Genomic DNA, 22,293 nt, shown 5'->3' on the forward strand with positions numbered 1-22,293 from the left:
GAAAGACCTCCAAATCAATTATCCAGGCTAATACGTATTGCACCCGCAGCAGCGAGTGGCGCCAGTGCCGCAGCAGCCGCTAGGAGTGCTGCCAATATCGCCAGTTGGGCGCTGTAGGCATAGCCATCAATTGCCGCCTGTACTGCGCCGGTGCCGAAGATTAGCACGGGCACATACAGCGGCATAACAATTAGTGCCAAGAGCAAACCGGGGCGGCGCAAGGCAACAGTGAGTGCTGCACCAATGGCTCCGATCAAACTCAAACTCGCAGTTCCCAGCAATAGGGAAACCAGCAAACAAACATAACCATCCACGGGCAGATTCAGCATTAAGGCGAGCAGCGGCGACAGCAATGCCAGCGGCAAGCCTGTGGCAATCCAGTGCACCAGGGATTTTGCAAGAACCGCAAAATAAAGCGGTTGTGGTAACAGGGTGAGCTGCTCCAGGGTGCCATCTTCGAAATCACCTTTAAAAAGGCTTTCCTGGGATAGCATGGTGGACAGTAGGGCCATTACCCAGATCATGCCCGGAGCCATCTTTGCCAGAAGTTCGGGCTCAGGTCCTACCCCTAACGGCAAAAGTGCTAAAACCGTCACAAAAAACAATAAGGGGTTGGCAATATCTGCTCGTTTTCTCAGCGCTAAGAGCATTTCAATCCGGAACAGCGCCATAAAACCGGGGCCACTGCGCACTTCGCTCACCGGCGTTTGGACATCAACTGTCGACATGCTCTCCCCCAAAATCCTCAAAAGGCTCAGAGACTGAATAGTCAGACAAATTAACCTCACTGAGTCCGGCTAATGACAGAGGTTGGTGCGAGGTCAGCAGAATTGAACCACCGCTATAAAGATGGACCGCCATTTGCTCTTCCAATGCAGCAACACCCACAACGTCGAGGGCGGTCAGTGGCTCATCGAGTATCCACAATCGAGGGGAATCAGGTAGAAATAATCGCGCTAGGGCAACACGGCGATTCTGGCCGGCGGAAAGGGAGTGGCACAAGCTGTCCTCAAAGCCGGTCAGGTCGACTTTATCGAGCGCATTGAGCGCATCCTCATGGTCAGCACCATACCAGGTGAGGTTTTCCAGCGGAGTCAGGCCACTGCGCACTCCGCCCCTGTGCCCGATATATAGTAAGGATTCACGCATCGCCGAGAGCGATTGCGGGTAGGCGGTATCACACCAAAGGATCTCCCCAGTGAAATCACTGCTACTGCCAATCAAAGTGCGCAGCAAGGTCGTTTTACCCGCGCCATTACTACCTTTGATTTGAATTGCAGCGCCGGCTTGAAGAGAAAACTGAAGGCCCTCAAACAAGCGCCGACCATCCCTTTCGCAGGCGAGATCTCTCACTTGCAGCACAACTTGGGACTTAGGGGTCACAGACATTCCAGGATAAAACCGCTCTGACAAATCTGAACGGCATTATACCGGCACCAGCGCTAATTGCATTGTCTCAGCGAGCAACATTTTAGCAACCCTTGATCTTTCGCAAGAATGCCCACTGATTCACACTGAAAAGCGCTATTTAAATTGGCACTGAATTGTAGTTTTGGTATTTTCACACCGTCGTGAGATTCAGTACCTGTTTCTCGCTGTACCCTCAAGGAAGTGGGTAATCTCAGAAGTCGACATAAAGCTGGACCCCCAAAAGGGCCAATTCTTCTGCTCGTAAGGATGCGTGTCTATGAACAATCTCGCCACCCATATCGATCCCTGGCTCGACGCTACTACTTTAATTGGCCAAGAAAGCCAGATTCACCAACAGCCATTTCCTTTCTTCGTTGCCAAGAACTTGCTGGCCGAGAACCTGATGGCATCCTTTATCAAAGACTTCCCAAAGCTTAAAGGGGCCGGTTACCTTCCCTACGATAGAAGCAGTTGTGGCACCACAATAAATGAACTGATTGAACAGTTTAGGGCTCAGGAATTTGCCGATGCTATTGGCAACAACCTGGGTATTGAGAATCTTTCTCAATACCCAACCTATGTTTCCATTAGCCGTACACTCAAGAAACGCCACGGCCGCATCCATACCGACGGACAGTCAAAAATTGCTACCGCCCTGCTCTACCTGAACCCGGAGTGGTCCTTGGACGGCACAGGCTGCCTGCGCTTCTTAAAAAGCGGCGATAACTTTGAAGATACCGCAGCCCCAGAGGTAAAACCTTCGTACGGTACCCTGGCCGCATTTAAGCGAGCCGATAACTCGTTCCACGGACACTTGCCTTTCGAAGGTAAAAGATTGGTTATCCAGGTAGCCTGGTTAGTCAGCGATGCTGACAAAAACAGAAAGGCCAAGCGCGGCAAATTAGCTTCAAAACTCAAGCGTCTGCTGGGCTGGTTTGGAGGCAACTCTGCAGCCACACAAAATATGTAGCTACAGCCAATTCAATACCTACGATAGAGCCCGCATCCCTTACGGGCTCTGTACATACACACCTTCTTCCCTATCTCCATAGCACCCATTGCAAAAATAATAAGCCTAACAACTTTAATTAGTGGAAAATACAATACGGGGAAACAGAGCCCAGCGATTTAAAAGCACAGAGAAGAGCCAGGGAAAAATAGAGGTGACTTGGGCAGGAAAGGCAAATTTTCAATAAAATCTATTAACTACGCAGAGTACAGTTTAAGCAACCCTATTTTTAGATTACTTTTATTTATTATCTGCACCCTGCATAGCTGGCTGTAGCCGTTAAAGTTTCAGCATATTTCGTTAGTCGAAATCATAGTCCATTAATTCACGCCTTAAACGCTTTTCCTCCAATTTGTCTTCTACCATTCGACGTGCGTCGCGTGGTGGCTGAGAGGTAGCTTCCTTCAGCACTTCAGTTGCAATTTGTGGAATACCCACATTATCAAAATCTAGGCGTCTTTCGTTAACGTGGCCGCTCATACGAAACTCCATAATCTTGATTAGAGAAAGCAGAAATATCCTTATCGCACCAAGGGTGCAATTGCAGGTTATCCAGCTCAATCAATCGTGGTCAAGCAATAATTTATCAAGTGGAAATGCGGCTTTCACATCAAAACTTTCCAGCTGATCGCCGAACAAAGCTATCCGCAAAAACCGCCATTTCGAAGTCAAAGTAGCGAAGAAAAAAGACAGATTTATGAAGGTTTTTCGAAAATTTTAAGAAAAGGGAACGACGGGAATAGCAGTAACCGGGTGGCGCCAATGTTACCCTCAGTGACACAACAAATTGGTACGATTTGATGGAAGGTGAGTTAATGGTGAAAAGCATGACATGACACAGGGCTTTCCACAGGCTAGAATAGCGCCCCTCTTCAGCAGTGCTGACACCCGCCCCCGTCGGTTAACAGGATAAACCACGGACCTCCTAAGTCCGGACTGGTGGTTCGAGTCCACCCGGGGGCGCCATACATATCAAGGCAAATTAACAAACGACTGCCTTTGCCGAATGCATAAACAGCGCCAGGAATAACCCAGCCAACAGCACCCCACCCCAGAAGAGCCTGGTAGAACGGCTAATTGTTCTCCCACGCCTGGCTTCATTTCTTACAATCTTGCCCATATCACAAATCCATTTGCCTACTTTTCATCCATTCACCACAAATACTAACCGAAACCATTTCGCTGGTGAATCTCCATCTCAGGATAGACAAAGCCCGGCACAAGCCGGGCCCAGAACAATAGCAATGCAAGTATTGACGAACAGCGCCTACTGGTTAGTCCCGTTTGTGCCACTGCCACCATTACTATTGTTCATCTGAGTGCCATCCTGCATTTTTTTCTGCATCTTCATCATCTGCTTTTCAGCTTTGTCCTTCTTGTGGTGCATCCCCACCTTGTGCCACTCATCTTTGAACTTAGCCCAGAAAGATTCTTTTGGCGCTTTGGTGCAGGCGGTAATCACCATCGGCGTCACTTTTTCTGTGCCTTCAATATCCAGCATATCCCCCTCTTCCGTGCCTTTCTTGGCGTAGGCGGCAGCCCAATAAACTGCTTTAGGTTTAAACTCATCGTCGATAGCCAGGAAATCCGCACAGGTCCAGTCTTTCGCCGGCTTCTTGGGATGGTTATCCGCGAAGGCAGCAGAAGCAGCAAGACTGGCAATTACCAAAGGAAGAATGAACTGCTTACTTTTCACAATTAGATCTCCAAAATATCCAGGGTTATCACCCCGTGAATCAATTGCAGGTAATGTGCAATCCGCTCGCTACCCACGGGCCGGGGAGGACTGGCCGGCAAGTCACTAAAATGACTGCGACAAACAGCGAGGCAAGGAATAGCCCCGGATTCACCAGCCTTACGACAGCGGAAACGCAAGCCAAGACACTGAATCAACGAATGCTTGGCCCATTGAAAGGATAGACGCATTTTTCATTTTTTGGGAAAAATCAAAAACACTTTCTTACCCTCTTGTATACAAACTTTATTGTTCTGACACATTCCATGTGAAGAAGCAGGCTTTTCCCATATACACCTTTAGCTATTAGCGCTCGGAATAGAGTTTGCTGCCTCCCATTTTTGACTGTGCCTACCCAGCCTTAGCAAAGAGAAACCTAACCAAATAAACCAGACTATTTGGGAAATTCCGAATATTTCTGTAAAGATATCGTCCGGATAGATAGTCGCAATTCCCGCCACTCCCACTAACACTCCGATAAAGTTTAATGGCCGGGAAAAAAGTCCAATTTGTAATGCAGCAATGCTAATTAGCAGAACCCAAAGTCCACCCACCAACTCATTGCCACCACCAAGACTCTCAACCATCAAGTATATTATTCCCCAGGTATCGAAAGCCTTCTGAACACTGACCTCCATAAGCCCCAAAGCATAGGCGAGCCCTATATTTGCGATCATGCCGCTCGCTATGACAAGGCCCACCCAGACTGCTCCAAACAAGGATGCCAATGCAGCAATCTCTCTCCTCTTGCTTTTTAGCTTTTCATATAAGCTAACTACCACACAGCCTAGTAATATCGCAAAGACCAAGTACATTAGGGTATAGGCAATATTAAAAATCAGTTGATTTTCTGCCAAGAACGTCATTTTTTCTATGGAGCTCCCATCCGATGGAAAAGACCAAAAAGCACCAAAGAATACAAAAGCACTAATATAAATTAACCCCATGCCAAACGCTGAGATACCCGCAACTCTATCCATAGCTCTCCCCTATCATCCTTGAACTCAATTCAATGCCCGTAAATATCGCTTCAATTATGTAACCCAAGGAAGCCAAATTCGTAACGCCCCACCCTATCTAAGCGGCAAGTAATCGCAGAAATGAATATTCAGCAACAGAAGAAAATCACAGTGCTTTAACTGAAGTGTACATTAATGCCATTTCTGACTAGCGTTCATACCAGGACCTGTAGGTTAGGTGGATAGCTAAATACCACTATTGTTAACTAACCCGAAGGAGATAATAGGATGGGGAGCAAGGAGTGAAGGATCTAAATAATCCGGAGATCAGTAATTTCCATTAGGAGCCGATTTACTTAAAAATCAGCTCAATGTCAGCTCTAACGGTAGAGTGTCGTATTCAGTCGCCAAGCCGATACTTACGGGCCACAACCTCAAACTGACGAATATAAATGGCTTGGGCTGGCTTATAGGGCGGCAGCCACTGATCGGGCCCTTTATCTCCCTTACTGCGATTGTGGCCATCATCAACCAGCCACAAATTTGCAGGGTCTTCTGCAAAAGCTCTGCGCTGCTCCTGGCTCCAGCTAGCACCACCGTACTTATGAGCCCAAGATAGCGGTACTATATGCTCCACATCCAGATCCGAGGCTTTTTCAAAAAACTGTCCCGTATAGGGGTCCATCCACAGGCCTGTAACCACTGTACAGCTCTTCTCATTGCTGAAGGCAACAGGAGCCAAAGAGAGACGGATCAATAGCTCCTGGCGAGTATTCTGGCAATCACCATCGACATCAGACCACCGTGGCAACCACTCACTGCGATCATAAGATTGAGGGGTTACTTCATAACACCCGCTGAGGGTCAGCATGGACACTATTAATAAAGACTTGAGTCGCATAAAGCTAAACTGCGGCTAATTACTGCTGGGGGAGCATTTTGATTGTAGTTTAAGGGCGCGTCAACAAGCACTTTTCTTAACACAAAATTTATTCGAGGATATAAATAATAATCGAACCTGACAGAGATACGGGTTATTTAGCATGTGCAAACCTGTAGTAGTAAAAATATACAAATAGCGACAATTTATCGATACTGTATATACTTAAATCAATAAAATTCGTTAGCAGAACAATTCAATACATCTCAGCAACAATAGGGAAATGCATGAAAACAATAACAACTTTAATCGCAGGATTTTTCCTTGGGGTAGGTTCCACTACCACCTTCCTTAGCTTTCGAGATTCCGGTACATCTGAAGTCTGGACTTTAACAAAATCGCTATAGACTAACGAAGGCATGATAACCCCAAGTGGTACACATCTTATAGTACATAAATACATGCCTGAAGGCTATGTATCCCTAGAGATTAACGTGAATGTAGAAGGAGTGATTCTAAAAAACTTTCACAAAAAAACTATAAATAAAAATCACTTCAGATCTCCTGTGTGGGCTGAAGAAGCGGTAAACAATTGAATCAGCATCAGCCAGAGGGAAACTGTGGCGTACCATATAATATCTTTATATCAAAGCCTAAAAATACTCCAACAAAGACTTATATAATTCAGTTTCAATAGAAGACCCTACGTGAGAAGCGAAGTAGAATGAGTGATATTGAAAAAATCATAGAATTTGTTATCGAAATTGAGAAGCTTAAAGCTGTCCTGAGGCAAACAAAGCCAGTCGGTATAAATCGTTACGAGAACTCAGCAGAGCATAGCTGGCATGTCTCCTTAATCGCACTTATGCTCAAAGACTACACCAATGAACGTATTGATATTAGCCGCGTTGTTAAGATGCTATTGATACATGACCTGGGTGAAATTGGAGCAGGTGATCAAATTGTGTATCAACCACTCACCGACGAGCAACAATCAAGTGAGACCCAAAGTCTAGCGCAAACACTATCGATACTACCGGACAAGCTCTCAGCTGAATTTATAGCTTTATGGGAGGAATTTGAGGAAGGCGTTTCACCTGATGCTAAGTTTGCAAAAGCGATTGATAGAGTACCTCCACTACTACATAACATTTATGGTAACGGCCATAGCTGGCAGAAACACAATATTTCCAAGGAACAGGTTTTCACTGTCAACTCAGAAAAAATAGCAAGTGGCAGTCATAAATTGTGGTCTACTATAGAGAAAAAGCTCCATAAAGCAATTGAGAGTGGAGCTTTAAAGTGATCAGAAGGCATCCATAAACTTGTATACAGTAATGCTACGAGTAGAATACACTACTCTAACAGTGAGATAATTATAAAATTTTACATCTAGCTGGTACAAAGGTGCATATTAAATTAAAAATAGCAAGCACCTGAAATTATACCTTTAAGAAGAGTTTAACTTTTTACTACTTCTACTGTACTTACATCCCCTCAATTTCACCACCCTCTTAAACACAGATCAAGCATAGCTGGTAGGATATATATTCTCATTCAAAAGTTGACTTCCACATGAAAAATAATACCTACCCAGTAAGCGGTTGTTAACAAAGACACCTCGAGCTGCGCCTCGAACTACCAAACAAAATAGGCCTACCTAAAGCTAGACTCTTTAAGCCTACAAAGATTGATCAATATCTTTGGATATCTCACAAAGGATACCGTTAATCGAATCTACAAAAAGATGCAATGTGTCGTCTGGTAGACTTAAAGCAGCCAAGCCAAATAAAAGGTCAATAGGTATGAGTTCGAAAAGCAGTTAATAAGCTATTCCTTCTACATTTAGAATAGATAATTTAGAGAGTGTAAAATTCACCTAGCCTCAATAACAGTACTCTGCAGGGCAACCTTCAAAACCTTACGCCTCTTGTAATCCCCGCTCATTAACAGTACAAGAAATATCCTATTTCGCACATAGACATACTACAGATTAGCCATTTTCAAGATAACACGGAGTTAACGATCTAGATGAAAGAATCGCTGAGTTCGCTCAAAATTATCGCTGTTTTTTTAATTCTCATAGCGAGCCTCTACCCTATCGGATACTGGCTAATTTTTCACATGGAAAGCGCAGTACCCTTAATGCTTTCTGTTGGGCTTGCCACGGTCACAACATGCTTGATATTCAAGAAGAGCCTGGGCTCCTTAGGATGGTCTTGGGGAAGCTGGAGATATCAGTGGTTAAGCTACTTGGTACCCTTGGGTTATGTAGCAGCTGCCTACCTCATTATGTGGATCTTAGGTTTCGGGGAGTGGTATAACTCAGAGTACGTTACGGCACTAAGAGAAGGGTATAAAATAGATGGCTGGAGTGATACCAGTGTAATCATCTTTAGATTCTTAATTACTGCAAGTATCAGCTTTTTATTGATACTGCCTGGAGTTTTAGGAGAGGAGATTGGATGGCGTGGATTGCTTGTACCTGAGCTCTCAAAGCTTATGTCCTTCTCAGGGATCGCACTAACCTCTGGGTTTATATGGGCCGCCTGGCATTGGCCCATGATGGTAGCAGGTGTCTACGGGAATGAAACAGCCCCTCTCAGCTATCAGTTGTTTTTCTTTACGCTAGGCTTAATGTCAATGTCAGTCATCATGACTTACGTAAGATTAAAAACTAACAGTGTTTGGCCTGCCGTTATTTTCCACATGAGCCACAATGCATTTATTCAAAAATTCTTTAATCCATTGACCCTACAAAGCACAGATTCAGGTTGGTATCTCAATGAATTTGGTATGGTTTTACCTGTATTTATTTTCTGTATCAGCATTTATTTCTGTAGAAAGGGCCAACAAGAGTTCGGCTCCGCTCAATCTGCAAGCGAACTGCTGTCTCCACAAAAATCTTGACGTAGCGCCATGAATGTGTGACAGAGGCTTGGATTAAGCACAATCATGAGTTTTGGGCAATTTTACCACAGGCATATAGAAATACATTATGGATAATGAAGTAGATATTTTTGCTCCAGTTACTGATCTAGGAAAAAGAGATGCCCTTGAATGCTGGAGATGGCTAGTTGGCAAAAAGGCCTCCATGTGCCTTCTGACCTCCATGGGGGATTTATTCTTCAAAAGGAAGGAAGGCCTACTGAACAGGGAACGTGTCTATTTCCTAGATACTGGCACAGGAGAAATGGAACTTGCCGCTAAATCCTGGAGTACATTCCGAGAGATGATAGCAGCAATGAAAGATATTCCGGGCCACTGGTTTAAATACAGATTATTACTTGAGTTAGTGGACCAACCATTAACTCAAGGTTGTTGCTATTCACCAATCCGACCACCGATAATGGGCGGGGAGTACATTACAGAAAATTATCAATCTATATCTTGGGAAGTTCATTTGGATCTGCTTGGGCAGATATATGAACAGCTTAATGGCCTTCCCCCAGGAACACCAATAGCTGGTGTAAGCTTAAAAATTGAAGAAGATTGAGAAGTTACTATTCAAAAGGGTTATCCCTAAATCCAGCATTTAAATCTATAATTTCACGTCAGGACTTGTCCTTATGATAAGCATTGAGTTTTTAATTACCTCTTTTATCGTTGTGTTGATACCGGGAACGGGAGTTCTATATACAGTTGCAGCGGGGCTATTCAAGGGTAAAAGGGCAAGTATTTCTGCAGCGTTAGGTTGTACGCTAGGCATCATCCCCTCCATCTTTGCTTGCATCATGGGGCTGTCCGTAATCATTCATACCAGTGCATTAGCATTCCAGTTTGTAAAATATGCAGGAGTCGCGTACTTATTGTACTTAGCTTGGTCAATGCTTAAATCTAGTAGCTCCCTGACTCTGGAGGAAAGTCAAAAGAAACAGAGCTTAACCTCAATTGCTTTCAAGGGATTTATGATTAATATCTTGAATCCAAAGCTAACCATCTTCTTCCTGGCATTCTTACCCCAGTTTATTCCCTCTCAAATACAGAACCCCGTAGATAGTATGCTGATTCTTGGACTTGCCTTCATGGCTATAACCTTTCTGATTTTCATTGTTTATGGCTTACTAGCAACAGTCATTCGAAATTATGTTATTCACTCAGAAAAAATTAGCATTATCATCCAACGAGTCTTTGCTGGCAGCTTCGCAGCTTTAGGACTCAAACTCGCCTTTACGAGCAGGGAGTGAGCCCCTCATTAGCAAAAACAGTAAAGCGATTACTAGTGTTAGGTGTAATGTTACTTCAGGCATACCCTATTCAAGCTTCCCCCTAAGAATCTCAATCGTAAAAGCATAAGCACAAACAAGCATGAAAATTTTTTTGACCCTTTCGGTACTCGGATTTTTCTTGACCCAATCACCTGTAGTAGCCGCTTCAAAGGCAGACCTTATGACCAACAGCGCTATTGGTCAAATGCCCTCCCGGTCCTTTCCCTCTAGCGGCTCCGAATATTGGATAGAGCGAGAACAAGCAGTAAGTTTCGCAAAAACCGATGACTGGGAAAAAGCTATTCCCTTGCTCGAAAAACTAACCGCCCAATATAAAGATGATGGAGACACTTGGTTTTTACTCGGGCATGGATACATCAAGACGAACCAATGTAACAAAGCAATTCCCTCACTCAAACGAACCCTAGAACTAGGGACAATCATGTCGGGGATAAGATCAGCTTCATCCCCCTCTAACGATATAATGATTAAAATTGCACAATGTCATTCCAAAATGGAAGAGAAAGACCAAGCACTGGGCTGGATTCAAAAAGCACTCGACTCCAGATGGGATGACCGGAAAAGCCTCATTGGCAGCAGCGATTTTCAACACATATCTCAAGACGACATGTATAAGGAGCTTTCAGGGGAAAGCCAGCTGGAAAATTTATCGAGAGATGAACGCTGGATGACAGATTTAAACTTCCTAGCTGATGAAATATTACGCCTACATGTTAACCCCTACCATCACTCATCAAAGGAAGATCTAGCATTAAACATAAACGAAATTAAAACAGAAATCCCCCACTTAACCGACCAACAAATCGTATTTAGAATGATGGCGCTACTTGCCAGCTTAGGGAATGGACACAACTTTATTGTCCCAACCCACTCTAGGAGTGGCTCATTCAGCAAGTTACCAATCCAGTTCTATTGGTTTAATGATGGGATATTCATTGTAGGTGCCGATACTGAATATAAGCATCTTGTAGGGAAAAAACTCCTTTCTGTAGCCAACCAGCCGATAGATGCAGTAATGAAAAAGATTGCCACTGTAAATGCCCGCGATAACGAAATGCAACAATACTGGCTGGGGCCTTACTATCTGGCCTTACCGGAGGTTCTCGAGGGTTTAGGCATAGTAGAAAGTGCATCCAAGATCCCACTAACTTTGGAAGAAAAGTCAGGAGTCAAAGAGCAAGTAGTTCTATCAGGAAAACCTTTCAACTTTACAGGGTTTCCAACCTTACCCGCACCCAACAATAGTGACAACTTACTTTACCTAAAGAACAAGAAAGAAAACTATTGGCTTGAATACAGTTCTGACAATGATCTCCTATATTTACAATTTAATAGGGTCGCACAAGATAAGTCGAACCCGCTGGGCGTATTCAGCAAAGAGATTACAGCATTCACCAAGGGTAGAAAAGTCAAAAATCTTGTTCTAGATTTGCGTCACAACAGTGGCGGCAATGGTTCAATTATCCCTCCCTTAACAAGATCATTAATTCATTTTTCAGAAAATAGCGAAGAGAATAATCTATTTGTGATTATTGGACGGAATACCTTCTCCGCGGCACATTTGTTACTTGCAGACCTCAATCGCTTGACTGACATCATCATTGTAGGCGAACCAAGTGGGAGTAGACCCAACCATTTAGGTGAAGCGGGATGGTTTAAACTTCCTTACAGCGGTGTCTGGGGAATTATTTCATCTCAATATCATCAGGCCTCAAAGGCCGAAGATCATCGTATCTGGATTGCACCACATGTTCCCGTAACACTCTCATCTGAAGAGTATTTCGCAGGAGAAGACCCCGCAATAAATAATATAAATAGAATAATCAGCCGCACACAGAGGAGATAGCAGCAGATTACTCAACAGAATCAGCTAGCATAGCTGAAATCAAGCATTTTAAGGTAAATCATAAAGGGCGGCGAACCAATATGACTTTAACTTGGGTTGTTATTGGTTCATTTCTCCAGCTATCATTTTCCGGCTTTCTTTTTATGATGGCTATATTTGCTGTAGGCGGCATTAATAATAGAAGAAACTTATCAAAGATCTCATCATTCATACTTGCGGCCTCCCTGTATTTCTTACCCTCAGTAAGCGTACTTGCTACCGGCATTGTTATATACCAATACAACCTCGGAGGGGGCGCCTCCTCTTATTGGTTGCACGTTATGCCTGTTTTCGTGGCTGCTTTATATATGATTTATATAAACGCACTATGGAAAAAATAGCGCAATATGAAAGAAATCAATAGGAATTTCATCTGTGAGTAAATGCCTACTTTTTGATAACGATGGCACCTTAGTTGATAGCGAGCATCTCTCCAGTATTGACTTAGCTATGATGTTCGAAAATCACAGAATAAAACTAGATGCTGATGAACTGGTCATAAGATTTCGGGGTTGGAAACTGGCAAGCATTCTATCCCTATTAGAAGAAGAGAATAATATCAAACTGAAAAGCAATTTTGTTGCAGCTTATCGCGATATAGTCACAAAACTCTTTATCAGAGAGTTAAAACCTATTGAAGGTGTAGCAGACGCTCTTGATGGTGAGAAAGCGGTAGTATCTAGCGGCCCCCTGCAAAAAATCAAGCATGCATTAGATATATGTGGACTATCTAAGTATTTCGGAAATAATTTATTCAGTTCATATGAAGTAGGCATATGGAAGCCTGATCCAGGCATATACCTACATGCCGCAAAAAGTATGGGCTACCATCCTGAGAACTGCTCCGTTATAGATGATGGGCCAGTGGGAGTTCAGGCTGGCATAGAAGCAGGCATGAAAACTTACTTCTTTAATCGTCTTAACGAGGAATCTAATACCGTTGGCGTAGTGTCCTTTCTAGCGATGAGAGAGTTACCAAAACTAATAGGTAACTAATCCCCCAAGAACACTATACCTTTAGTTTATTAACATCATTCATTCAAGCTCATGCGACAACCGGTCATCATGGGCGGCAGAGAAAAGATGGTTCCCGCCAAGCAATATCTATTTGGCTCTTTGCCCGTGGGAGGTACAGTTTAGTCATTAACAATAGTGCAAAATATAGACAGAAAACCCATCATTCCATGTCTAATAGCATGTCGGTTTCACTCGATACCTCTAGCACTAACCCTTGTAGCCATCCTCACAAAACCTACATCTGACTACAGTAAGAATGTTCTCAAAATTATTTAAAAAGAGTAAACCACGGGTCTATCTGGATAAAATGATTGTCGTCTCACAGAATAAATTTAGCAAGATTAGTGCTTGGAGGGGCTTATCAACCCCATACCCTTTCGAACTTAATAATATTAAAAGACCCACTAGAACTGGCCTTGAAGTAACAATTAGGCACGGCTTGTGAAGGGTACTGCACTAAATCGTATACTAAACAATAACCTTAACTTTCTGGTGATTGTAATGCTCAATATCAAAGAAGCCGCCGCTTTTATTCTAGTCGCGTCCCTGATGGGGTGCTCCTCAGATACTCCAGAGGATCCCAAGCCCACCACACCGGTCGGTTCAGACAAGGATGCCCACGGGTGTATAAACTCAGCCGGCTACCTTTGGTGTAGTAAAACTAAAGAATGCGAACGACCATGGGAACTTGCAGAAAAGGCTGGCTTTGCTAACACTCCCAGCAATTTTGATGAGTATTGCGGTAATAAATAGGGTCTCTGCCTAGCAGCCTCCTCCGTCTATAGGAGAAAGCAGTGGCAACTAAGGTCTTTGATACTCAAGACTAAAGAACAAAAGCTTCAGAAATAAAAAAGCCCGGCATAAGCCGGGCTTTTAGAAGATGGCGGTGAGGGAGGGATTCGAACCCTCGATGCCTTTCGACATACACACTTTCCAGGCGTGCTCCTTCGACCACTCGGACACCTCACCAAATTGTCACCCTCTGCGAGGGCATTCCGCCTTAAAGCGGCCTCTCTTACCAGCAAAACCCTTAAGTAAATCAATAGGATAGCTGTTATATCGTCGAGAGAGTGCGCACTTTACCCAAATGTCGAAGAAAATTCCAGTGGAATCTGGGGTGAATGTGTACTTACCTTTTCTTGGTGCTCATGCTCAGCTACTAGCGGCTTCCCTGAGAGCCCACATAAGCCATTGAATGGCTCCCCAACTGCCTCCTCTTACACCGCCGCCAAACTGGCCAACTATGCTTGGAAAAAGCTTTGCGCCCGCCCCTGTTAGGGTTTGTTTATTGCGTTATAGCTGATAACTCGGCGTAGTGAGTTGATACTAGCAGCGTAACTCTCACTGCCTCCAAATACTTTGTAGGCAGTTCTGAGACTATTGCCATTATTTAAATGGCCGATAGCGCAAACTTCCAACAAACCACTCTAAATGAAAGAAAAAATAGGAAGTAGAGAAGATTGCTGAATAAGAAGTTTTTACTTAGTAGGTACAAATTTTATTTAGATAATTTGCCTCAATAAGAGCCAAAATATAAATATGTATGACTTTAACCCAAAAAAGTAGACAGTGGAGCTGCAGGCAAAAGCAAGAAGAAGAGCTAACTCACAGTTAATATTCCCTCAAAACTAACTTAGCCCACAATTTAGACAGCAGGGATAATAGCAACAAAAATGAGGATCTATATAAAATACTACAGCAGAATGAGTAAAGAGGCCTTTTTGCCCCCCCCCTTAAATCGAACAGCTCATCAATTATAAACGCAGTAATATTTGGCAAACCCCTCTAAGATGAGATCCCCCCCTTAGCAAAGCCCAAAAATCTCTGGGCTGACGAGTAGAATCGCCAAAAAAAACATAGAGAAACCAATCGAAAGGCAGAAACAAAAAAGCCCGGCATAAGCAGGGCTTTTAGAAGATGGCGGTGAGGGAGGGATTCGAACCCTCGATGCCTTGCGACATACACACTTTCCAGGCGTGCTCCTTCGACCACTCGGACACCTCACCAAATTGTCACCCTTCGCGAGGGCATTCCGCCTTGTAGCGGTTTCTCTCTTCATAGAAATCTTCAAGGAAATCAGGAAGATAGCTGCTGTGTCGTCGAGAGAGCGCGCACTTTACCCAAATGTTCCTTGTTGTGCAAGCACTAATGCGAAAAAAGTCTCTCTGGCTGTTAAAACAGGGCATCATGAGGGAGCTCAGACTATCCGCTACAAGTCACCACGGCTATTTGCCCCTTCAAATGAGCCCCTCAGCTATCGCAGGTTTGGTGGCTAGACTCTGTGAGTCGATTGATCCAGGCTCTATATTAGTCCGACCAGCATTAGTTTTCCGGCCTGCTCTGCCCCTTCAGTTCTCCAATATAAGGGCTGTACAACTTATGTAACCCCTTGACTCAAAGGTGAATATAAGCCCGGCTTTATCTGAGGCCAATACCCAACCCCTTAAAGCAACTACAGGAAAACTTGCCTTTTGCTGACACCTCCCTTTTCCCTTCACCTGGTACAAGTCGCCCGGATTCCTGAGCTCAGATTGATCTAGGTTAATAATGTCGGAAAGCACCCTGTCATAATCCTTGGCCTGCTGTAGAGTCAGTGGTCGCTATCTATATAAACCTTGATACGCAAAGCCCTAAGGTACCCTCCCTGCCTAAACTGCAAATCTGCCATGAAAATTGGGAGGTTCTGAGGCTGGAGGTGCGGTAATATCACTGGCAACAACAACGAGAAAAACATCACTTGCATGCACAGTTTTTTCGCATTCTGTTCCTCGGAAGAGTAAACTGCGCTGCTGGAGTCACGGCGTGGCTATACGGTGGATGGGGAAATCGGAGCCACCCTATCGCCAACGCGCAAGGTGTTCACTTTCTGCTCAAACGGACAAAGAACAACACAAATGCAGGACCAGCTTGAGGAGAGCACGGGGCGGAATGTTAACCCTCGCTACTCCACCTATTTTCGCACCCTGATTTTATTTGCCGCTGCCGGTACCCTGGCAAACGCGGTGAATTGGGATGCGCCATGGCAATCAGACAAGCTGGTTATTACCGGATCTGCTCTTTTTATCATTGCTTATACCGCTCTCGCCCAATTTATCCTCTACAAAACTGGCGATAAAAAAGCACTGAAAACCCGCCGCTGCCTCTCTTTCCTGGATACAGTACTGATCGGCATCACCATATCCCTGGCAGACTTCAGCATGCTGCCCTCGCTGCTGCTGGTTACCATGGTCCAGCTGAATGCCCTCACTGGGGGCGGCGGTGGTCGCGCTTGGTTTGAGCACAATACCGGCTTATTGGTTGGGGTCGTTATCGGGTACCTGATGCACGAGCCATCTCTGCTAGTGAGCGCTGACCTCACTATCAGCACCGTGAGCCTGATCTGTATTCTGGCCTATTTATGCGCCTATGCATTCTTTACCCACCGCCAGATTGGCCAGCTTAAGGAAGCCAATCACTCCCTGATGGTTGAGCAACGCGTTAGCAAGGTTCGCTCCTACAAACTTTCCAAATACCTGCCACAAAAGCTGTGGCGCTCTGTCACTACCGGGGATGAAGAAGCTCTGGTGACCCAGCGAAAGCTCCTCACCGTTTTCTTTTCTGACATCAAAGACTTCAGCCAGCTCACCGAGGAATTAGAGGCAGAGACCTTTACCCAGCTGCTCAATAATTACCTCTCCGAAATGGCACGTATAGCTGGACAATACGGCGGCACTATCGATAAGTTTATCGGCGATGCGGTAATGGTTGTTTTTGGGGACGATGAGAGTAAGGGACCCAAGTCAGACGCTCTGCGCTGCGTAGCTATGGCCCTGGCGATGCGTAAACGCGTACGTGAAATGAAGCAGGAATGGTACAACAAAGGTATCTCGCGCCCCTTGCAGGTTCGTATGGGTATTAATACCGGCTACTGTACTGTCGGCATTTTTGGTACCGCTAACTACCAGTCTTACACGGTGATGGGTACCCACGTTAACCTCGCTTCGCGATTGGAAGGCGCCGCCCAGCCGGGAGAAATCTTGATTAGCCACGAGACCTGGGCCATGATCAAACACACGGTAATGTGCCGGGACAAAGGGCATATCACCGTAAAAGGTATTAGTACCCCGGTGAAGGTTTACCAGGTTACTGATCTGCGTAAGAACCTGGGTGGGCAGCAGAGTTACCTGGAGGAGCATGCCCCCGGATTCTCAATGCATTTAGACCTGGATAAAATCCGAAATTACGATAAAGAAAAGGTTTTACAGTCCCTGCAAAAAGCAGCATCCAACCTGAAGAGCAAAGTTATTATCTAATTTTATAAAAGGTGCGTAAGCGTAAAACGCTACATAGTTGTATGCATACGCACCGCCAGGTTCCCCATAATCCAGACTGTACCTAACACAATAATCAAAAGAATTAAGCTAGAGAAAAGGATTAACGCCAGGTTATCCCTCCGGTCCCGTTGGGTCGTTACGTTCAAGAAATATTTTAATTGCACCACCAGCTGCGCAACCCCTAGTAACGCAACCAGAATCAAGACACTTTTATTCTCCCTTCCGATCGTCAGCACTGCGGCAAAAGCCGCTAGAGTGAGCACAATAGACAGGATATAACCTGTGATATACAGCCGCAGGTGTTGTGCAAAAGTCGGTTCTTTAGCCATAGACCCAGCCACCGAAATAAACCACGGAAAAAATTCCGATCCAAATCAAATCGAGGAAATGCCAGAATAATGCCAGGCGCAGAAAGCGCAGCTTTACGACATCCCCCAATCCCATAGTGAAAACCTGAACGATCAAAACGATCATCCACAGACAGCCGAAAGTGACATGGAGACCGTGCAAGGGCACTAAACCAAAAAAGGCTGACAGGTAGCCACTGCGCTGAGGCACCCCTCCCTTCTCGGCCATCCCGGCAAAGTCGTAAAGTTCCAGCGCCAGGAAACCCATGCCCAACAACAGGGTAATCACCACCCAAAATAGAAAGGCAGCGCGACTGCGTTCATGCTTAACAATAACTGTCGCAATACCCGCAGTGAGGCTGCTGGTTAGAAGAAGCATCGTTTGGGCGAACAAGCTGCCGAAATCAAAAAGCTCCTTCGGGCCTGGCCCTCCGGCGGTAGCGCCCACCATGGTGATATAAATCGCAAATACCACCCCAAAGAAAATCAGGTCGCTCATCATGAAGACCCAGAAGCCAAAGATCACCATATCGGGATCTCTGTGGATGGCTTCGTGGGGATTGATGCTGCCCGGGCTTTTCGGTGAAGAGACGGGATTCATTTAGATCTCCAGCTTCGCAAGGCCGACATTTCGCGGGGAATCTTCCAGGTCCCGGCTCACTGCCTTGCTCTTCTCGACCAAGGCCAACCAAGCTTCCGTATCCTTCTCTAACTGACTGGCAGGAATAATATATTCCGTTTCTTTGCGGAAGGTGGCCGCGATAACTGCAACCAAAATGGTTAATGCGGAGATCAGTGCAAGCCACCAGATGTACCAAACCAGGGCAAACATCAAAATTCCACTGACAACGCACAAAATAAATCCGAGAGGATTATTTTTAGGGAGCTCTATGTCTCGATAGACTTTAGGCCGCTTATAGGCTTCACCATGCTCCTTAGCCTCAGTAAATGCATCCCGATCAGTAACCTTGGGTATTTCAACAAAGTTATAAGCCGGTACTGGAGCGGGAGAGTTCCACTCCAGGGAGCGTCCATCCCAAGGATCACCCACAGGAACCTGGGTTTTCTTTCGGTCCCTGATACTTACGATAAATTGAATAACCAGCGAAATTAAGGCCGCCAGAACAATCATTGCGCCGATAAAAGCAACGATCATATACGGCTTGAATGTAAGATCGGCATAACTGAATGATCGTCTTGGCATCCCCAATAAGCCGGCGCCATAGAGCGGGAAGAATGTCACCATAAATCCTGCAAACCAGAGATAGGCTGAGCGTTTGCCCCACTTATCATTAAGGCGGAAACCAAATGCTTTGGGGAACCAGTAGTTGTACCCCGCCAAAATTCCAAACAGCACGCCGGGAATCAAAACATTGTGGAAATGTGCCACCAGGAACAGTGTATTGTGCACTTGGAAATCGACAGTGGGGTTAGCCAGGATAACGCCGGACAGACCACCAATCACGAACAGGATTAAAAAGCCGATGGCATAAACCATTGGAGTGGTAAAACGTATTCGACCGCGATACATGGTCGCCATCCAGTCGTATACTTTCACCCCGGTCGGCACCGCGATCAGCATAGTCGCTATACCAAAGGCAATATTGATCGTCGGACTCTGCCCCATGGTGAAAAAGTGATGTAACCACACAGTAAAGGACAGGATCGCAATACACATGGTGGCAATCACCAGGGATTTATAACCGTACAGAGTTTTGGCCGAATAGGTGGAAAAGACCTCGGAAAAAATACCATAGGCTGGCAACACCAATAGATAGACCTCAGGGTGACCAAAGAGCCAAAACAAATTGGCATAGTTCATCATATTTCCACCGAGGTCATTGGTGAAGAAGTGGAAATCCAGGTAGCGATCCAAGCCCAACATCAGTGCGGCAACGCTGAGAGGCGGCATTGCGAAAATCATTAGAATGGAGGCGCAGAGTACGGTCCAACAAAACAGTGGCATACGGAATAAGTGCATTCCTGGACCACGGCATTTATACACGGTGACGGTGAAATTAATTCCCGTTAATGTGGTCCCCGCCCCAGAAAATACGATCGCCCATATCCAGTAGTCAGGCCCAACCCCGGGACTAAAATCCGCCCCCGTATAAGGTGGATAAGCCGACCAACCCCCAGTAGAAAACTGCCCCACCACCAGAGAGACCATCAACAAAATACCGGAGGAAACTGTCACCGCCAGGCTGATTTGATTAAGTACCGGGAAGGCCACATCACGGGCACCAATTTGCAGCGGCATAGCGAAATTAATAAGGCCCACCAAAAACGGAACTGCCACAAAAAACACCATTATGGTGCCGTGTGTACTGAACAACTGGGCAAAGTGATCTGCATAGAGGAAGCCTTCCGGTGCGGCGGCTTGCTGAGCACGCATTACCATCCCCTCCAGCAACCCTCGAACCAACATCACGATCGCAAAAGCGATATACATAATGCCGATTCTTTTGTGATCAGTGCTGGTCAACCAATCCCGCCAGAGTGTTCCCCAGACTTTAAACCAGGTCAATAAAAACAGGATTCCCACTGTTGCCAGTATTACTATCGAGCCCGCCACACTGGCAACGGCCTCACTGACTGAGGGCCGCTCAAGAAACCCGCTAAATACCAGAGAATCCCAATTGAGCTTACCCAGCCAACCGTAATCCAAATTGTTCATGGCTGCGCTCCCTCGGCATCATCCTCGCCCCGGCCGAATTTTCGGGTGCCGGGCTGCTCTTCTATGCTCAGCGGTTTACCGGAGTGATAACGCATTACTATTTCGTGAAAAAGGTCTGTGCCCGGCAAGTTAAAATACAGTGTATTTTCTGGCATCTTGCTATTTCCCAAGACTTTGTATGCTTGTTTTTTGGTATTTCGCTGTGCCAGGCGGTTATAATTTTCTGGACTCAGGACAATCCCACCCGTCCGTACTTGCTTTACCCAGGCTTCAAAGTCCTCATCAGTCACAACCTTGACTGCAAAATTCTGGTCGACAAAACCATTGCCGGTATATTGGGTATTCTCCCCTCTGGTGTCGCCGGTTTTTGTACCGATAAAATTGAGCTTTGTCGTCATACCCGGCATTACATAAATCTGCCCAGCCAGTGCAGAAATAAAGAACGACTGCATTACCGTATCGCTGGTCAATATCATTGAGACTGGAGTGTGTACTGGTACGACCAATTCACCGACTGTTGCAATATCCAGCTCCGGATAGATAAATAACCACTTCCAGTCGAGCCCCACCACCTGCACTTTTACCGGGGGGACAACGCCCTGTATTTCCTTGTAGGGGTCGAGCCGTGCCGTTGCACGCCAGAGCATCACTGACAACACAATTATGACCAGGAATGGCACACCCCACATAATTACTTCGAGCGGACCATAGGTTTCCCATTTTGGCGCATAGAATCCGTGACCTTTTTTTCTTCGGTATTTAAAGAGGATTACTGGCACCAGGATAAATACCGGGAGAACAGCGACCATGGTGAGTGCCATAGCCCAAAAGAAGTGTACTTTCTGCTCCTCTGCCACTGGTCCCAACGGCATCAGAAAGGTTTCAGAAGCACTGGCTGAATAGGGGATTAATAAAATTGAGAGAAAAACTGGCAGAATAAATAATAATCGTGGAGCGTGCACATCAACACACCTCCAGTACCTTAGATACGCACGCCAAAAAACCACAGGGGCTTTTAGATTCCAATCCATGGTAAAGCCTACCGCCAAAAGTAGTTAGCCGGCATCTATTCCAGCTAACGCTTTGAATTCCCTTTCGAACCATTGAACGGGCACTCTTTGATAGTCCCATCAACGGTTTGTCTCACCAGAATAGCTGAATACAACAGTTCTATTGCCCTGGAGGAAGGTTCGATAAAAATCACGATAAATTAGCGGCTATAAAACGCCATTGCCAGACATAGTGCGAATCATCACCTCTACAAACTCACGCAAATCTCTCTCATTGGGATGGCGTAGCTCCTCCCCTGAATACTTGTATAAAAAAGTATCCGACTGAACCGACCAATAAACTTCGTCACTAGGCGCTGAATATAAACGTGTCTCCACAACAGCAACCTGGGAGTTGCGGATATTCGGGTTGATCCGTTTTAGTGCCAACAATTGGGTAACCAATAAAGTGTCAAATCCCCTCTCCCGGAGTAAGGGTGCAATCTCCCCCATTGAGGGAACGCCAGTTATTGCCCCGAGAGCACTCCAGGAATGCGCATCAATACCCGTATCCTGCAGTTGCATGACCCACTCCCTTTCTACCTGCCCACCGACTATCGGCCTCGGTACCAGGGTATATGCGAGTACCAGGGTTTTTCCTAAGCTTTGAATACCAATATATGGGGACTGCCATACCCGCGTAACCACGGTACTGGCTGAAGTCCATCCGAGCAGAAGAGAAATCACTGAAAGGCTGCATAACAACCGAATAACTCGTGCTTGAAATAGCTTCTCTCGTTTGACTCGCATATACCTGAACACCTCTTTTAAACACTTTACTTT

Annotated in this window: 22 protein-coding genes and 3 tRNA genes; 10 read left to right on the plus strand and 15 right to left on the minus strand. The window is 45.5% G+C overall.

All coding sequences use genetic code 11. From position 1 onward, the window contains the following. Positions 1-14: 14 nt before the first annotated feature. Entirely contained in the window at positions 15-728 is a 714-nt protein-coding gene (ccmB, locus tag ACJJI3_RS08955; RefSeq protein ID WP_282933519.1) for a heme exporter protein CcmB, read from the minus strand. Continuing rightward, positions 715-1,383 (minus strand): cytochrome c biogenesis heme-transporting ATPase CcmA, encoded by a 669-nt coding sequence (gene ccmA / locus ACJJI3_RS08960; protein ID WP_444942196.1) that lies wholly within the window; start codon positions 1,381-1,383, stop codon positions 715-717. Before ccmA ends, ccmB begins: the two co-directional genes overlap by 14 nt. Before the next feature lie 304 nt (positions 1,384-1,687). Between ccmA and ACJJI3_RS08965 the strand changes: the two genes are divergently transcribed. Continuing rightward, positions 1,688-2,380, plus strand: a complete 693-nt coding sequence (locus ACJJI3_RS08965) for a 2OG-Fe(II) oxygenase (RefSeq protein WP_444942197.1) — start codon at positions 1,688-1,690, stop codon at positions 2,378-2,380. A 339-nt stretch (positions 2,381-2,719) separates the two neighbouring features. Here the strand turns inward: ACJJI3_RS08965 and ACJJI3_RS08970 are convergent, their stop codons facing one another. Beyond that, positions 2,720-2,899 carry a PA3496 family putative envelope integrity protein gene (locus ACJJI3_RS08970; protein ID WP_108735213.1) on the minus strand — a complete coding sequence of 60 codons (180 nt, stop codon included), beginning with the start codon at positions 2,897-2,899 and terminating at the stop codon, positions 2,720-2,722. Positions 2,900-3,309: 410 nt separating this feature from the next. Between ACJJI3_RS08970 and ACJJI3_RS08975 the strand changes: the two genes are divergently transcribed. Beyond that, positions 3,310-3,385 (plus strand) — tRNA-Arg (locus tag ACJJI3_RS08975). 301 nt (positions 3,386-3,686) lie between these two features. Here the strand turns inward: ACJJI3_RS08975 and hdeA are convergent. From hdeA to ACJJI3_RS08995, 4 genes are all read right to left on the minus strand, one after another. Next, a complete protein-coding gene (hdeA, locus tag ACJJI3_RS08980) occupies positions 3,687-4,115 on the minus strand; it encodes an acid-activated periplasmic chaperone HdeA (protein ID WP_282933522.1) in 429 nt (142 codons plus the stop codon). A 2-nt stretch (positions 4,116-4,117) separates the two neighbouring features. Continuing rightward, entirely contained in the window at positions 4,118-4,345 is a 228-nt protein-coding gene (locus tag ACJJI3_RS08985; RefSeq protein ID WP_444935481.1) for a hypothetical protein, read from the minus strand. Positions 4,346-4,453: 108 nt separating this feature from the next. Next, on the minus strand, positions 4,454-5,134 hold the full coding sequence (locus ACJJI3_RS08990; RefSeq protein ID WP_444942198.1) for a hypothetical protein: 681 nt from the start codon (positions 5,132-5,134) through the stop codon (positions 4,454-4,456). A gap of 379 nt (positions 5,135-5,513) precedes the next feature. Then, positions 5,514-6,014 carry an HNH endonuclease family protein gene (locus ACJJI3_RS08995; protein ID WP_444942199.1) on the minus strand — a complete coding sequence of 167 codons (501 nt, stop codon included), beginning with the start codon at positions 6,012-6,014 and terminating at the stop codon, positions 5,514-5,516. 703 nt (positions 6,015-6,717) lie between these two features. On the opposite strand from ACJJI3_RS08995, the gene ACJJI3_RS09000 reads away from it, so the two are divergent. The 5 genes from ACJJI3_RS09000 to ACJJI3_RS09020 all read left to right on the plus strand — a co-directional run bounded on the left by ACJJI3_RS09000 (position 6,718) and on the right by ACJJI3_RS09020 (position 12,068). Continuing rightward, a complete protein-coding gene (locus tag ACJJI3_RS09000) occupies positions 6,718-7,299 on the plus strand; it encodes an HD domain-containing protein (RefSeq protein ID WP_444942200.1) in 582 nt (193 codons plus the stop codon). A gap of 725 nt (positions 7,300-8,024) precedes the next feature. Beyond that, the gene (locus ACJJI3_RS09005; RefSeq protein WP_444942201.1) at positions 8,025-8,903 is read left to right on the plus strand and encodes a CPBP family intramembrane glutamic endopeptidase; all 879 of its coding nucleotides are present in this window, start codon (positions 8,025-8,027) and stop codon (positions 8,901-8,903) included. An 88-nt stretch (positions 8,904-8,991) separates the two neighbouring features. Continuing rightward, positions 8,992-9,489: a T6SS immunity protein Tdi1 domain-containing protein gene (locus ACJJI3_RS09010; RefSeq protein WP_444942202.1), complete on the plus strand. Its 498-nt coding sequence runs from the start codon at positions 8,992-8,994 to the stop codon at positions 9,487-9,489. Between the two features lie 73 nt (positions 9,490-9,562). Continuing rightward, entirely contained in the window at positions 9,563-10,180 is a 618-nt protein-coding gene (locus tag ACJJI3_RS09015; protein WP_444942203.1) for a LysE family translocator, read from the plus strand. Positions 10,181-10,301: 121 nt separating this feature from the next. Then, positions 10,302-12,068, plus strand: coding sequence for a hypothetical protein (locus ACJJI3_RS09020; protein ID WP_444942204.1), 1,767 nt, complete (start codon positions 10,302-10,304; stop codon positions 12,066-12,068). A 58-nt stretch (positions 12,069-12,126) separates the two neighbouring features. Here ACJJI3_RS09020 and ACJJI3_RS09025 read toward each other — a convergent pair whose 3' ends face one another. Continuing rightward, positions 12,127-12,279, minus strand: a complete 153-nt coding sequence (locus ACJJI3_RS09025) for a hypothetical protein (RefSeq protein ID WP_444942205.1) — start codon at positions 12,277-12,279, stop codon at positions 12,127-12,129. Between the two features lie 203 nt (positions 12,280-12,482). On the opposite strand from ACJJI3_RS09025, the gene ACJJI3_RS09030 reads away from it, so the two are divergent. Together ACJJI3_RS09030 and ACJJI3_RS09035 are read left to right on the plus strand one after the other, a co-directional pair. After that, the gene (locus ACJJI3_RS09030; RefSeq protein ID WP_444942206.1) at positions 12,483-13,103 is read left to right on the plus strand and encodes an HAD-IA family hydrolase; all 621 of its coding nucleotides are present in this window, start codon (positions 12,483-12,485) and stop codon (positions 13,101-13,103) included. Between the two features lie 522 nt (positions 13,104-13,625). Next, positions 13,626-13,877, plus strand: a complete 252-nt coding sequence (locus ACJJI3_RS09035; RefSeq protein WP_444942207.1) for a hypothetical protein — start codon at positions 13,626-13,628, stop codon at positions 13,875-13,877. 128 nt (positions 13,878-14,005) lie between these two features. Here ACJJI3_RS09035 and ACJJI3_RS09040 read toward each other — a convergent pair. Both ACJJI3_RS09040 and ACJJI3_RS09045 read right to left on the minus strand, forming a co-directional pair. Next, positions 14,006-14,093 (minus strand) — tRNA-Ser (locus tag ACJJI3_RS09040). Between the two features lie 949 nt (positions 14,094-15,042). Beyond that, positions 15,043-15,130 (minus strand) — tRNA-Ser (locus ACJJI3_RS09045). A gap of 888 nt (positions 15,131-16,018) precedes the next feature. On the opposite strand from ACJJI3_RS09045, the gene ACJJI3_RS09050 reads away from it, so the two are divergent. Further along, on the plus strand, positions 16,019-17,416 hold the full coding sequence (locus ACJJI3_RS09050; RefSeq protein WP_282933535.1) for an adenylate/guanylate cyclase domain-containing protein: 1,398 nt from the start codon (positions 16,019-16,021) through the stop codon (positions 17,414-17,416). A gap of 29 nt (positions 17,417-17,445) precedes the next feature. Here ACJJI3_RS09050 and cyoD read toward each other — a convergent pair whose 3' ends face one another. The 5 genes from cyoD to ACJJI3_RS09075 all read right to left on the minus strand — a co-directional run bounded on the left by cyoD (position 17,446) and on the right by ACJJI3_RS09075 (position 22,260). Continuing rightward, complete coding sequence (cyoD, locus tag ACJJI3_RS09055; RefSeq protein WP_444912603.1) at positions 17,446-17,766, minus strand: cytochrome o ubiquinol oxidase subunit IV; 321 nt, start codon at positions 17,764-17,766, stop codon at positions 17,446-17,448. Continuing rightward, positions 17,759-18,385, minus strand: a complete 627-nt coding sequence (locus ACJJI3_RS09060; protein ID WP_444894403.1) for a cytochrome c oxidase subunit 3 — start codon at positions 18,383-18,385, stop codon at positions 17,759-17,761. The genes cyoD and ACJJI3_RS09060 overlap by 8 nt, the downstream gene beginning before the upstream one ends. Beyond that, on the minus strand, positions 18,386-20,461 hold the full coding sequence (locus ACJJI3_RS09065) for a cbb3-type cytochrome c oxidase subunit I (RefSeq protein ID WP_444942208.1): 2,076 nt from the start codon (positions 20,459-20,461) through the stop codon (positions 18,386-18,388). It abuts the gene before it with no gap. Next, on the minus strand, positions 20,458-21,423 hold the full coding sequence (locus ACJJI3_RS09070; RefSeq protein ID WP_282933539.1) for a cytochrome c oxidase subunit II: 966 nt from the start codon (positions 21,421-21,423) through the stop codon (positions 20,458-20,460). The genes ACJJI3_RS09065 and ACJJI3_RS09070 overlap by 4 nt, the downstream gene beginning before the upstream one ends. 255 nt (positions 21,424-21,678) lie before the next feature. After that, on the minus strand, positions 21,679-22,260 hold the full coding sequence (locus ACJJI3_RS09075; RefSeq protein ID WP_444894406.1) for a hypothetical protein: 582 nt from the start codon (positions 22,258-22,260) through the stop codon (positions 21,679-21,681). Positions 22,261-22,293 lie beyond the last annotated feature (33 nt).

Source organism: Microbulbifer maximicatervae (SeqCode), assembly GCF_052466985.1.

What these genes read in the sequence shown, in the direction of transcription:
- ACJJI3_RS08990 (WP_444942198.1), bottom strand. Translation starts at nt 5,134, where the DNA reads ATGGATAGAGTTGCGGGTATCTCAGCGTTTGGCATGGGGTTAATTTAT.
- ACJJI3_RS09035 (WP_444942207.1), top strand. Translation starts at nt 13,626, where the DNA reads ATGCTCAATATCAAAGAAGCCGCCGCTTTTATTCTAGTCGCGTCCCTG.
- ACJJI3_RS09015 (WP_444942203.1), top strand. Translation starts at nt 9,563, where the DNA reads ATGATAAGCATTGAGTTTTTAATTACCTCTTTTATCGTTGTGTTGATA.
- ACJJI3_RS09000 (WP_444942200.1), top strand. Translation starts at nt 6,718, where the DNA reads ATGAGTGATATTGAAAAAATCATAGAATTTGTTATCGAAATTGAGAAG.
- ACJJI3_RS09050 (WP_282933535.1), top strand. Translation starts at nt 16,019, where the DNA reads ATGCAGGACCAGCTTGAGGAGAGCACGGGGCGGAATGTTAACCCTCGC.
- ccmB (WP_282933519.1), bottom strand. Translation starts at nt 728, where the DNA reads ATGTCGACAGTTGATGTCCAAACGCCGGTGAGCGAAGTGCGCAGTGGC.
- ACJJI3_RS09025 (WP_444942205.1), bottom strand. Translation starts at nt 12,279, where the DNA reads ATGAATGATGAGATCTTTGATAAGTTTCTTCTATTATTAATGCCGCCT.
- ACJJI3_RS08985 (WP_444935481.1), bottom strand. Translation starts at nt 4,345, where the DNA reads ATGCGTCTATCCTTTCAATGGGCCAAGCATTCGTTGATTCAGTGTCTT.
- cyoD (WP_444912603.1), bottom strand. Translation starts at nt 17,766, where the DNA reads ATGGCTAAAGAACCGACTTTTGCACAACACCTGCGGCTGTATATCACA.
- ACJJI3_RS08995 (WP_444942199.1), bottom strand. Translation starts at nt 6,014, where the DNA reads ATGCGACTCAAGTCTTTATTAATAGTGTCCATGCTGACCCTCAGCGGG.
- ACJJI3_RS09075 (WP_444894406.1), bottom strand. Translation starts at nt 22,260, where the DNA reads ATGCGAGTCAAACGAGAGAAGCTATTTCAAGCACGAGTTATTCGGTTG.
- ACJJI3_RS09065 (WP_444942208.1), bottom strand. Translation starts at nt 20,461, where the DNA reads ATGAACAATTTGGATTACGGTTGGCTGGGTAAGCTCAATTGGGATTCT.
- ACJJI3_RS08970 (WP_108735213.1), bottom strand. Translation starts at nt 2,899, where the DNA reads ATGAGCGGCCACGTTAACGAAAGACGCCTAGATTTTGATAATGTGGGT.
- ACJJI3_RS09005 (WP_444942201.1), top strand. Translation starts at nt 8,025, where the DNA reads ATGAAAGAATCGCTGAGTTCGCTCAAAATTATCGCTGTTTTTTTAATT.
- ACJJI3_RS09010 (WP_444942202.1), top strand. Translation starts at nt 8,992, where the DNA reads ATGGATAATGAAGTAGATATTTTTGCTCCAGTTACTGATCTAGGAAAA.
- ACJJI3_RS09060 (WP_444894403.1), bottom strand. Translation starts at nt 18,385, where the DNA reads ATGAATCCCGTCTCTTCACCGAAAAGCCCGGGCAGCATCAATCCCCAC.
- ACJJI3_RS08965 (WP_444942197.1), top strand. Translation starts at nt 1,688, where the DNA reads ATGAACAATCTCGCCACCCATATCGATCCCTGGCTCGACGCTACTACT.
- ACJJI3_RS09020 (WP_444942204.1), top strand. Translation starts at nt 10,302, where the DNA reads ATGAAAATTTTTTTGACCCTTTCGGTACTCGGATTTTTCTTGACCCAA.